The organism is Actinomadura litoris (assembly GCF_009733595.1).
In the GTDB taxonomy this organism is placed as follows: Bacteria; Actinomycetota; Actinomycetes; order Streptosporangiales; family Streptosporangiaceae; genus Spirillospora; species Spirillospora litoris.
In genome coordinates, this window is the sequence record NZ_WOFH01000009.1 from 346,768 (window position 1) to 358,598 (window position 11,831).

The 11,831-nt window shown below is 72.7% G+C and carries 8 protein-coding genes; 4 read left to right on the top strand and 4 right to left on the bottom strand.

The window, feature by feature from the left end; translation table 11 throughout:
* Positions 1-24: 24 nt before the first annotated feature.
* Both GNZ18_RS25725 and GNZ18_RS43785 read right to left on the bottom strand, forming a co-directional pair.
* The gene (locus tag GNZ18_RS25725) at positions 25-1,671 is read right to left on the bottom strand and encodes a PQQ-binding-like beta-propeller repeat protein (RefSeq protein WP_156219087.1); all 1,647 of its coding nucleotides are present in this window, start codon (positions 1,669-1,671) and stop codon (positions 25-27) included.
* 243 nt (positions 1,672-1,914) lie between these two features.
* Positions 1,915-5,145: a LamG-like jellyroll fold domain-containing protein gene (locus GNZ18_RS43785; protein WP_156219088.1), complete on the bottom strand. Its 3,231-nt coding sequence runs from the start codon at positions 5,143-5,145 to the stop codon at positions 1,915-1,917.
* Positions 5,146-5,349: 204 nt separating this feature from the next.
* On the opposite strand from GNZ18_RS43785, the gene GNZ18_RS25735 reads away from it, so the two are divergent.
* Positions 5,350-5,952 carry a hypothetical protein gene (locus GNZ18_RS25735; protein WP_156219089.1) on the top strand — a complete coding sequence of 201 codons (603 nt, stop codon included), beginning with the start codon at positions 5,350-5,352 and terminating at the stop codon, positions 5,950-5,952.
* 103 nt (positions 5,953-6,055) lie between these two features.
* Positions 6,056-7,843, top strand: a complete 1,788-nt coding sequence (locus tag GNZ18_RS25740) for a right-handed parallel beta-helix repeat-containing protein (RefSeq protein ID WP_156219090.1) — start codon at positions 6,056-6,058, stop codon at positions 7,841-7,843.
* Positions 7,844-7,869: 26 nt separating this feature from the next.
* Here the strand turns inward: GNZ18_RS25740 and GNZ18_RS25745 are convergent, their stop codons facing one another.
* The gene (locus GNZ18_RS25745; protein ID WP_156219091.1) at positions 7,870-8,754 is read right to left on the bottom strand and encodes a sulfotransferase; all 885 of its coding nucleotides are present in this window, start codon (positions 8,752-8,754) and stop codon (positions 7,870-7,872) included.
* 66 nt (positions 8,755-8,820) lie between these two features.
* Here GNZ18_RS25745 and GNZ18_RS25750 point away from each other — a divergent pair, with 66 nt between their 5' ends.
* The gene (locus GNZ18_RS25750; protein ID WP_156219092.1) at positions 8,821-10,203 is read left to right on the top strand and encodes an O-antigen ligase family protein; all 1,383 of its coding nucleotides are present in this window, start codon (positions 8,821-8,823) and stop codon (positions 10,201-10,203) included.
* On the opposite strand, the gene GNZ18_RS25755 is transcribed toward GNZ18_RS25750, so the two are convergent.
* Positions 10,153-11,193 (bottom strand): hypothetical protein, encoded by a 1,041-nt coding sequence (locus GNZ18_RS25755; RefSeq protein WP_156219093.1) that lies wholly within the window; start codon positions 11,191-11,193, stop codon positions 10,153-10,155. The genes GNZ18_RS25750 and GNZ18_RS25755 overlap by 51 nt on opposite strands.
* 47 nt (positions 11,194-11,240) lie before the next feature.
* On the opposite strand from GNZ18_RS25755, the gene rfbC reads away from it, so the two are divergent.
* The gene (rfbC, locus tag GNZ18_RS25760) at positions 11,241-11,831 is read left to right on the top strand and encodes a dTDP-4-dehydrorhamnose 3,5-epimerase (protein ID WP_214620846.1); all 591 of its coding nucleotides are present in this window, start codon (positions 11,241-11,243) and stop codon (positions 11,829-11,831) included.

Consider the following 11,831-nt stretch of genomic DNA (forward strand, 5'->3'; position numbering starts at 1 on the left):
CGCGCCTCGCGTTCGTGCCGGAGGTCAGCCCACCGACGGGGACGCGGCGCTGGTGAGCGTGTTGCCCAGCGGGTCCTTCACGCGGATCCGGTAGGTGTGCTTGCCCTTCGGCGCCTTGGCGTCGGTGAAGGTCAGGCTCGGCCGGTTCCAGAACGTGGAGTCCTTCTTCAGCGTGCCGACCGCCGTGGTGCCGCTGTCACGCAGGACCTCGTAGGTGAGGGCCTCGTTGTCCTGGTCCCAGGTGGACTTCCACGAGACCCGGATGCCCAGCGTGGTCTTGGCCGCGGTCGGCGCGGCCAGGTCGGCCTTCACCGGGCCGGTCTTGTTCGGCGCCTTGGCCTTGAGCGCGAACCGGACGAGCCCCTGCTGCGCCTTCCCGTTCACCTTCGGGAACTCGCCGCCCATCGCCACGTAGGTGGCGTTGCCGGTGACCGCCCAGGCGGCCTGGGACTGGCCGGTGAACGTCCCCGCCGTCAGGGTCGGGAACCAGTGCAGCAGGCTCGGGATCGGCTGGTTGCGGTAGTTGCTGTTCGCGCCGGGCGGGGCGTGGTCGGTGCCCGTCGCGGCCTTGGTCTCGGCGAGCGCCCGGTGCCAGGTCTGCGGCTTGGTCTCGGGGAACGCGCCCAGCGACTCGCAGGCGTGCGCGTGCGACACGCTGTAGACGGCCGACCCCTGCGCGTACATGCCGTAGGTGGCGCCGTAGCAGTTGTCGAGCCAGACCAGGTCGCCCGTGGCGGCCTTGGCGGCGAAGCGCCCGTCGAACCAGTGGCCGCCCTCGCCGTCCGCCGCGCCGTAGACGGTGTCGCCGTCCACGAACAGGTCGGTGACGTAGGAGAAGTGCTTGTTGTCCTGCTTGGTGGGGATCGGGCGGCTGCTCCACGCGGCGGACGCGCCGCTGGTGGTGTTGACCGCGCCGATGCCGACGTGGGCGGCGCCGTTGAGCTGCTGGAACCGGCCGCCGATCAGCACCCGCTCGTTGCCGGGCGCCATCGCGAGCGCGAACACCTCGTTGTCGTCGGCGGTCGGGCGCCAGGTGTTGTCGTTGTCGCCGTCGGAGGCGTTCACGGCGGCCAAGCGCGTCCGGGACTTGCCGTTGACGTTGAAGAAGTTGCCGCCGAAGTAGACCTTGGAGTTCGTCGCGGCGATGCCCCGGACGATGTTGGACACCTTCGGGTCGAACGCGTCGACGAGCTTGCCGGTCGCGGTGTCGAACGCGGCGAGGCGGCTGTGCGCCTTGCCGTCGACCGCGGTGAACTCGCCGCCGACGTAGACGCGCTTGCCGTCGGGCGAGGCGACGATGCGCAGGCCCTGGCCGTTCAGCGAGTGGGCGAAGGAGGTGACGAGGTTGCCGGTGGTGAGGTCGAAGGCGAGGATGTTGCCGCGCGCGACCTCCTTGGCGTTGCCGGGCGCGGTGCCCGGCGGGCGCGCCTTGCTGAAGTTGCCGGTCGCGTAGACGGTGTTGCCGACCGTGGTCATGCTCCACACGACGCCGTTGACCTGCCATGTGGGCAGCGGGTCGGCGCTCACGGTGGCGGGCGTCCCGGACGGGGGCGCGGTGTCGGCGCCGGCGGTCGCCGCCGGCATGATCGACGCGCCTGCGAGCGTGAGGGTGGCGGTGGCCGCGAGACCGGCGCGCACGCTCGTCCGGCGCCGTCGCGATTGAGCTCCCACGAGTCGGTTCCCCTTGCGCTGAAAACCCCTGTGGCCCCTACGGCCACGCTGGATCTGGAGAGCTTAGCGGTCGCCCCGTCCGCGGCATCGGACAACCGATGAAATCGTGACCGAATTCATGGAACGCAAGAGTTCCCCGCGCGCCACGCCCGATGTCATTGTCCAACGCCATAAAGAAAGTGCCCCGGGGCGTAAACCCCGGGGCACTTTCACGCGTCACCGTTTCCGATCACGCGGACCGGTTCAGCCGGTGGCGCGGACCGCCACCAGATCGTCCACCGACGCGACGACGGGCGCGTTGGTGGAGTTGCCCGCGAGATAGGCCCACACTCCGAGGGCGCCGGCGGTCTGCAACTCTGCGGTGGAGTCGGTGCCGGTGAGCTGCCAGTCGGGCTCGGCCGCGCCGTCCGCCCACACCTTGGCCTTCAGCGTCGTCGGCGAGGTGCCCGTCACCTGGAGCCTGACGTGCAGCGGCCTGCCCGCCTCGTAGGCCACGCCCGCGACGGTCTGCTCCGCGGCGACGTCGGTCTCGGCGTTCCCCGCGGCGGTACGGCTGAGCTTGAGCGACACCGCGCCGCTCGGCCGCAGCCGGACCCGCGCCCGGTAGTCGGCGCTCCCGACCCGGCGCCCGATGGGCGAGACGTAGACGCCGTTGCCGGTGCCCTCCTTGTCGAGCGCCACCGTGAACGTCAGGTCGGTGCCGGCCGAGGACACGCCGTTGAGGTAGCCGCCGCCGCTGTTGCCGGGGGCGCCGAGCGCGATCTGCCCGGTGCCGCCCACCGACAGGACGCCGCCGGAGCCGTTGCGGGTCCAGGCGCCCCCGGAGTCGGCGTCGCCCCAGCCTCCGGTGACGGTGCGGCCGAACGCGTCGGCCGCCAGCGTCGCGGAGGTGACCGTGACCGGGTGCGAGACCTCGGCGGACGCGCCCTGGTCGTCGGTCGCCCTCAGCTTGACGGTGTAGGTGCCCGCCGTCGCGTAGGTGTGGGACGGCTTGGCGCCCTCACCGGTCTTTCCGTCCCCGAAGTCCCACGCGTAGCCCGCGACGGTCCCGTCGGTGTCGGCCGACCCCGAGCCGTCGAACGCGCAGGCGAGCTGGTCGCAGGACGAGGTGAACGCGGCCGTCGGCGGCTTGTTCGGCTGGATGCCGCCGGTGCCGAGGCCGTGGTGCCGGGTGATCTCGGCGGCGGTCAGCGCGCGGGGGTAGACGGCGACCTCGTCCAGCGTCCCGTTCAGGAAGTCGCTGGACGGCTTGGCCGGCCATCCGGTGGTGTTGTCGCCGCCGACGCGCCAGTAGCCCGCGTACGCCTCGGCGGTCTTCACCGAGGCGTCGGCGGCCTTCTGCTGGCCGTCCACGTACAGCTTGAGCCCGGCGTCGGCGTCGAGCGTGCCGGCGACGTGGTGCCACTTGCCGTCGTTCAGCCCGGCGGCGCTCTGGATCGTCTTGGCCGATCCGGGGTAGACGCCGAGGACGGCCCGCCCGTCGTTGGTCATGTACAGGTGGCGGTCGTACCGGGTGCTGAGCCCGGACGCGGCGCTCCCGTACCCGACGATCTTCCCGCCGGTCTTGGACGTGGTCTTCACCCACGCCTCGACGCTGAAGTTCTGCGGGGCGGCGGCCGCGCCGCTGGCGGCCGTCCCGGTGGAGGTGCCGCCGAACTTCACCGCGCGGTCGGGGTCACCGGAGATCGCGCCGGTCTGGGACCGGGTCACGCCGGAGCCGAACGTGAGGTCGTTCCCGCCCACGTAGTCGTAGCCGGGGCCGCTGCTCTCGCCGAGGCGCCAGTACGCGCTCGGGCCGGCGCCGCCGATCTCGCCGGAGTAGGGGCCGGGCGTGCCGGCGGCCGTCGCCGGGGCGGACGCGGCGCTGGTCACGCGGTTGCCCGTCGAGTCCACCGCGCGGATCTTGTAGGTGTGGGCCCCGGCGGGCGCGGTCCGGTCGACGAACGCGGCGGACGGCTGGTTCCAGAACGTGGACGCCTTCTCGACCGAGCCGACGGGCGTGGTGCCGTCGTCGCGGAGCACCTCGTACTTGAGGGACGCGTTGTCCATGTCCCAGGTGGTCTTCCAGCCCAGGCGGACGCTGCCGTCGGGGAGGGCCTTGGCCGTGGGGGTGCCCATCTCCCCGTTCAGCGGTCCGGTCTTGTTCGGGGCCTTGGCCTTGAGCGCGAACCGGACGAGCCCCTGCTGCGCCTTCCCGTTCACCCTGGGGAACTCGCCGCCCATCGCGACGAAGTCGTCATTGCCCGTCACGGCCCAGGCGGCCTGGGACTGGCCGGTGAACGTCCCCGGCGTCAGGGTCGGGAACCAGTGCAGCAGGCTCGGGATCGGCTGCCCGCTGTAGTTGCTGTTGGCGCCCGGCGGCGCCTTGTCGGTGCCGGTCGGGAACGTCGTCTCGGCGAGCGCCCGCTGCCAGCTCTGCGGCCTGGTCTCGGGGAACGCGCCCAGCGAGGCGCAGTCGTGGGCGTGCGAGACGCTGTAGACCGACTGGCCCTGGACGAACATGCCGTAGGTGGCGCCGTAGCAGTTGTCGAGCCAGACCAGGTCGCCCGTGGCGGCCTTGGCGGCGAAGCGGCCGTCGAACCAGTGGCCGCCCTCGCCGTCCGCCGCGCCGTAGACGGTGTCGCCCGCGACGTACAGGTCGGTGACGTAGGAGAAGTGGGTGCTGTCCTGCTTGGTGGGGATCGGGCGGCTGCTCCAGGCCACCGACGCCCCGTCGGTGGTGTTCACCGCGCCGATGCCGACGTGCGCCGCACCGTTGATCTTCTGGAACCGGCCGCCGATGACGACCCGGTCCCCGCTCGGCGCCATGGCCAGCGCGAACACCTCGTTGTCGTCGGCCGTCGGGCGCCAGGTGTCGTCGTTGGCCCCATTAGAGGCGTTCACGGCGGCCAGGCGCGTCCGGGACTTGCCGTTGACGTTGAAGAAGTTGCCGCCGAAGTAGACCTTGGAGTTCGTCGCGGCGATGCCCCGCACGATCGAGGACACCTGCGGCGCGAAGCCCTCGTCGAGCGCGCCGGTGGCGGTGTCGAACGCGGCGAGGCGGGCCCGCGGCTTGCCGTCCACCTGGGTGAACTCGCCGCCGACGTAGACGCGCCTGCCGTCGGGCGAGGCCGCGACCCGCAGGCCCTGGCCGTTCAGCGCGTGGGCGAAGGAGGTGATCAGGTCGCCGGTCGCGAGGTCGAACGCCAGGATGTTCGAGCGTGCCACCTCCCGCGTGTCGCCCTCGGCGGTGCCCGGCGGGCGCGCCTTGCTGAAGTCGCCGGTCGCGTAGACCGTGCCACCGACCGTGACCATGCTCCACACCACACCGTTGACCTGCCAGGTCGGCAGCGGGTCGGCGCTGACCGTCGGCGGCGTCCCCGAGGGCGGGTCGATGTCGGCGGCGGCCCCGGGGGCCGGCACGGCGGACAGCCCCAGCAGCGCCGCCGAAAGGGCGGTCGCGGCGGCCGTCGCCGTTCTCCGTACGCGCGGCACACGCCAATGCGAAGGTAGAGGTCTCATCGGGTGCATCCCTGCCAATCCACACCAATCCGCTCCCATGACCCCCACGGTCACGCGAGTAAAGGCAGAGTAACCGAGTCACCATGTCTAGACTGGTCAGCCCCCGGTCGGCCGCATCCGCGACCGGCCCCGCGCGCTTGAATCTTCCAGCCGGACCATTCTTACGAGGAGAACCGCATGTCCGATCGCGGACCACGTCCGCCCCGGCGGCGTCAGGGGCGCCGCCTCACCGCGGCGGCGGGCGTGGCGCTGGCCGCCGCGCTGGCGCTGACCGGATGCGGCGGGGGCGGGGACAAGAAGTCGGGGAAGGCCAAGCCCCCGCCGCCGCCCAGCACCCAGCCGGAGGCGGAGGTCAACGCCGCGCCCGGGTCGCTGGACCTGAAGTCCTCGGCGGGCCTGCGCAAGCCGGTCACCTACGACGACAAGATCACCGTCAAGGTCGGCGGGATCCGCTACGTCAGGAACAAGGTGAGCGGCCCCGGCCAGATCGCCGGACGGGTCCTCACGATCTTCACGCTGAGCTTCTCCAACGGCTCGGCCAAGCCGCTCGACCTCAACCAGGTGCGCGTCGTGGCCAGATACGGCCCGGCCAAGACCGAGGCGCGGCCGACGTCCTACGCCAACATCAACGACTTCTACGGCTCGGTGCCGCCCGGCAAGGACAAGCGGGCCTCCTACGCCTTCGACATCCCGACCTCGGGGTACAAGTCGGTCTCGCTCGGGGTCAAGTTCGACGCCCGGCACAAGGCGGCGCTGTTCGTGGGGACGCTGCACCCCTGACGGGACGCCCGGCGAGGGCGCGCGGCGCGGTGCGGGAGTGGCCGCACGGGCCCGTGGTCGGTACTTTCGTAGGTCAGGACTTATCCGGGGGTGAGGTCGCGCCATGCCGAACATTCCGCACCGGGCGACGCTCGCCGGGGTGCTCGCGCTGCCGCTGATCGTGGGCGCCGGGTTCCTCGGCTGGCGGGCTCCCCAGTCGAACGACCGCGGGCACGGGGTCGCCCCCCCGACCGCGCCGGCCGGGTCGCTGCCGGTCGGCGGCACGTCCTACAAGGTCCCGAAGGGGGCGCTGTTCGTCTCGCCGTCCGGCGACGACGGCGCGCAGGGCACCCGCGAGCACCCGCTGCGCAGCCTCGGCAGGGCCGTCGCCAGGGCGGGCTCCGGCGGCACGGTCGTGCTGCGCGGCGGCGTCTACCACGAGAGCGTCGACGTGCCGAGGGGCAAGCGGCTGACGATCCAGTCCTTCCCCCGCGAGGCCGTCTGGTTCGACGGGAGCTCGCTCGTGACCGGCTGGCGGGCCGACGGCTCCGCCTGGGCGCGCGACGGCTGGACGACGCGGTTCGACTCCAGCCCCACCTACACCAAGGGCGCGCGGCCGAGCGACAAGGCCGACTTCCGGTTCGTCTCGCCCGAGCACCCGATGGCCGCCCACCCCGACCAGCTCTGGGTGGACGGCGTCCGGCAGGAGCAGGTCGCCTCGCGCGGCCAGGTCAAGCCCGGCACGTTCTTCGTGGACGAGGGCGCCTCCCGCCTCTACATGGGCTCCGACCCGCGCGGGCGCAACGTCCGCGCCAGCACGCTCGGCATCGCCGTCACGATCGACGGCGAGGGCAGCACGCTGCGCGGCATCGGCTTCCGCCGCTACGGCACCGCGCTGCCCGACATCGGCATGGTCCGGGTCACCGCGCCGAGGATCACGGTCGAGAACGTGACGACCACCGAGTCCGCCACGACCGGCCTCACCGTGGTCGCCGCGCACGCCCGCGTCCGGCGGCTGACCAGCTCGCGCAACGGGCTCCTCGGGGTCCACGCCAACACCGCCGACGACCTGCGCCTGGAGTCGGTGCTGCTGGACCACAACAACCGCGAGCGGTTCAAGTACTCGCCGGTCTCGGGCGGCTTCAAGATCACCCGGTCCCGGACGGTCGCGGTGGTCGGCAGCACGATCACCGACAACCTCGGCAAGGGCCTGTGGATCGACGAGTCCGTCCGCGACATCACGATCACCGGCGACCGGATCCTGCGCAACGCCCACCACGGCGTCTCGCTGGAGCTGAGCGCGCGGGCGCTGGTCGCGGGCAACGTGATCAGCGGGAACGCCGGCGACGGCCTGAAGGTCAACAACACCTCCGACGTCCGGATCTGGAACAACTCCATGTCCGGCAACGGCCGCACGCTCGGCCTCGACCAGGACCCGCGCCGCCCGGACGACCCGTCCGTGCCCGGCCGCGACCCCCGGCAGAAGACCCCGGACCCGGCGATGACCTGGCGGGTCGAGAAGATCAGCATCAGCAACAACACGTTCGCGGACGCCCGTCCGGGCACCCCGTGCCTGCTGTGCGTGGCCGACCACACCGGCAAGCGCGACGCCGGGCGGATGGGCATCACCGTCAACGGCAACCTCTACGTCCGGCGGAGCGCCTCGAACCCCCGCACGCTGATCATGTGGTCGAACCGGCCCTTCGGCGCCCTTGACCGGTTCCGGTCGGCGACCGGCCAGGAGGCGAGGGGCGCCGCCCACGACGGCGGGACCGGCGCGAGCCCGGAGGGGGCCCTCGACCCGGCCATCGCCGCCCGCGCCAACACGGCCACGGCCCTGCCCCTGCCCGCCGACATCGCCAAGCTCCTCGGCCGCCCGGCGGGCACCCGCCACGTGGGCGCGTTCTTCTAGGCGCCCGGCCGCTCAGGGGCGGGAGTTCACGGGCGGGTCCAGGGGAAGGTTCGGCCGAGCAGTTCCTCCAGGTCGGCGTTGAAGGGCGCGTAGTGCTCGGCGAGCTGCTGCCGGGTGTGGGGGCTCAGCTCCTGGCTGGGCGCGGCGTTCCACACCTTGACCGCCGACGGCGGCAGCGGCGCCGGGTCGAGGCCGAGGAAGCGCGCGACCCCGTCGACGGCCGTCTGGGGGTCGGCGTAGAACTCCTCCGCCGCGACGACGTGGACCCGCTCCGCCGGGAAGTGCTCCATCCAGCGCCGCAGGTGCGGGGCGTACTCGCCCTGCGCGCGGTAGGACTGCTGCTCGTGGGCGTAGCTGAGGTAGCCGGGCTCGGAGACGATCCGCGCCTCCTCGCCCTTCAGCCGGTCGTTCTCGGCGGCGAGGGCCTCCTCGAAGGAGGGGAGGTCCTCGGCGTTCTGCCGGCGCCGCTCCCGGTAGTGCGAGAACGCCCGCTCGATCGGGTCGCGCAGGACGAGCAGGATCCGCGCCTCCGGGACGTCGCGCCCCGCGCGCTCGGCGGCGAGCGGGTGGAACAGGTAGTAGGGCGACCCCTCCCCCACGACCTTGCCCGAGCGGCGCGCCGACGCGGGGAAGTGCGACCGGTACCAGGCGCTGCCCTTGTCGTAGTGGGAGTCGAAGTAGTGGACGCCCTTGGTGTGGTTGTTCTTGGGCAGCAGCCGCGCGTTCGGGAACAGGGGCATCACCCGGGGATGCTCCAGTAGCGTGTAGTACATCGACGTCGATCCGCCGCGCTTCGCGCCGATCAGCAGGAAGTCGGGGCCGGGGCGCAGGGCGGCGGTGCCCATGCCGTACCCGCGGATCACACTTCGGCCCGCGGACACGACCGGGCCCGGCAACGTCGCTCGATTCACAGCGGACAGGTTACCGGCCCGCCGCCCGTATTCTTGGTCGCGTCTTTAGAGCCTGCGAGGACGATCATGACCGTGAAGGGGATCCTGCCGCGCCGCACCCCGCCCGCGCCCAGCGCGGGGTGGTGGGCCGCGGCGCTCCCGCTCGCGCTCATGCTCGCCAGCGACTACAAGCTGCGCAGCCGCGAGGTCGACCAGGCGGTGGGCGGCAGCGCCGACCTGACCGTGCTGGTGGAGATCGCCGTGTACGGCGCGGCGGCGATGTACCTGGTCTACACCTTCGGGCTGCGGCCGCCGACGCGGCGCACCACCGGCCTGCTGTTCGCGGGGTGGGTGTTCTGCGGGTACGTGGCGTTCACGGCGCTGTGGTCGCCGTTCAACCCGCTCGGCATCGTCCGCGGCACGCAGCTGATGATCACGATGTTCCTGGCGCAGACGCTCGCGACCCGGGCGACCCTGGCCGACCTGCGGAAGCTCGCGCACGTGTTCATCGCGATCGTGCTGGTCTCGGTCGCGATCGGCGTCGCGCACCCGTTCCCGCGCACGCGCAACACCGAGGACCGGTTCAACTGGCTGTACGTCCACCCCGTCCAGGCGGGCATCTACCTGGGCATCGCGGTGCTGCTGACGGCCGGCTACCTGATCCGCTGGACGACCCCGCGTGACCGGATGTGGCATCCGATGGTCTACCTGGGGGCGCTGGCCGTCCTGTCGGGCGCGCTCGTCGCGACCGGCACGCGCGGCGCCGCGCTCGGCTGCGCGGCAGGGCTGCTCGTGCTGCTGACCACCGCGCGCGGGCCGAAGGGCCGGGTGGACGTGCTGGTGATGGGCGCCGCCGTGGCCGTCCTCGGCGTGCTGGCCTTCTCCGACAAGATCCTCGCGTTCGTCGCGCGGGGGGAGTCCGCCGAGACCCTCGCCTCGCTGAACTCCCGCACCGACCTGTGGTCGCTGGCGATGAAGGCCTACGCCGAGCAGCCGCTGTTCGGGCACGGGCTCGGCGCGTCCCGGGGCATGTTCCTGGAGGAGATGGGCCTCGGCGGCGGGCACAACGCGTTCGTCAACGCGCTGGTCGACAACGGCACGGTCGGGACGGCCGCGTTCGTGGCGCTGCTGCTGACGCTCGCGTTCGTGCTGCTGACGCTGGCCCGGCACCGGACGCTGCGCGCCGACGCGGGCATGCTGTTCGGCATCCTCGCGTTCTTCCTCGTCGACAGCATCACCACCGAGGGCCTCGCCGCGCCCGCCAACGTGTCCAACATCTGGATGCTGCTGATCATCGCGTGGGCGGAGACGATGCGGCGGCACGGCGGCGACCCGGTCGCCCCGGCCGAGACATCCGAGACATCCGAGGCCGCCGGGGAGGCCGCGGCGGAGGCGGAGCCGCGGACCGCTCCCGAATGGTCAGCCCTGCCGGCGCCCGCGCAGGTAGAAGGCGCCTCCCAGCACCCCTAGCAGCACCAGCCCGACGAGGGCGCCGGTGCCGAGCAGGCCCCCGGGCGGCCCCGACTCCGACGGGAACGACACCGGCGAGCTCCGGTCGCCGACGGGAAGCGTACTGGCCGGTTTCGGCGCCGCGCCCTCCGAGCCCGTCGGCAGCGTGAGGGAGCGGAACAGCGGCTTCGGGCCCGGGTCGGCGAGCAGGACGCGCTTACCGTCCGCGGACACCGCGAACGCGGTGCCGCTCATCCGGACGGCCGCCCGGACGACCTGACCGACCCGCTCCCGGATCCCGGTGAGCACCCGCACGTCCCGGGTCGTCTTGAGGACCACGCGGCCGTCCCGGGTGAACTCGCCGCCGCGCACGGGGAACGCCAGCGTCCGCAGCCGGGTCAGCGCGTTCACCTGGGGCCCGAGGACGCCCGGCAGCGCGAACACGGCGGCGGCGGTCGCGTCCCTGGTGATGATGTAGACGCGGCTCTCGGCGGGGTCGGCCAGCAGCGCGCCGCCCTGGTGGCCGCCGTCGGGGTAGCGGACCTTGAACGGCTTGACCTGGAGGGCGCCGCCCGCCAGCGCGGACGGCTCGGGGACGCGGTACAGCGTGAGGCTCCCGGCGCGGCCCTGGTCGAGGTTCCCGACGAACAGCCCGGACTGGCCCGACCCGTTCTTCACGATCGTGATCGCGTCCAGGCCGCCGCTGACGCCGGCGAGGGTGTAGGCGGCGCGGGTGCGGCCGCGCGTGTCGAGCGCGAACAGCTGCGGGCGGCCGGAGGCGGACCCGATCGTCCACCAGATGTCCGGGTGGACGACGCCCGCGACCAGCCCGGCGGGGCTCGCGAGCCGGGGGTCGGCGGGGCGGAACGCCGCCGACGCGGTCACCGTGCTCGTCACGGCGGGGGACGGCTTCGGCGTCGGCGCGGCGGTCGCCGGAGCCGCCGTTACCACGAGCGCGGCCGCCGCGCCTCCGGCGGCGAGGCGGAGCGCACGCGAGGAGTGTGCTCTCACTGTGTGACGTCCATCTCTGCGGGGAACCGTGTGGCATTCTTGCGCATGTGGATCCGCTCGGCATCAACGGTACTTACTTGTTCACCCCGCGCGTGCACGGCGACGAGCGGGGGTCCTTCTACGAGTGGTTTCGGAGCGACGCGCTCCAGAAGCAGGCCGGCCACGCGCTGAACCTGGCGCAGGCGAACTGCTCCACCTCGTCCAAGGGCGTCCTGCGCGGGATCCACTTCGCGGACGTCCCGCCAGGTCAGGCGAAGTACATCACATGCCTGCGCGGCGCGGTCCTCGACGTCGTCGTGGACATCCGCGTCGGCTCCCCCACCTTCGGCCGGTGGGAGGCCGTCCGGCTGGACGACGAGACCCGCAGGTGCCTGTACATCGGCGAGGGCATCGGGCACGGCTTCATGGCGCTCACCGACGACGCGACCGTCGTCTACCTGTGCTCGGAGCCGTACGCGCCGGGCCGCGAGCATGGCGTCCACCCCCTCGATCCGGAGATCGGCATCGAGTGGCCCGGCGACGTCGAGCCGCTCCTGTCCCCCAAGGACGCGCAGGCCCCGACGCTGGCCGAGGCCCGCCGGACGGGCCTGCTGCCCGACTACCAGAACTGCCTGGACTACTACGCGGCGCTGGGCTAG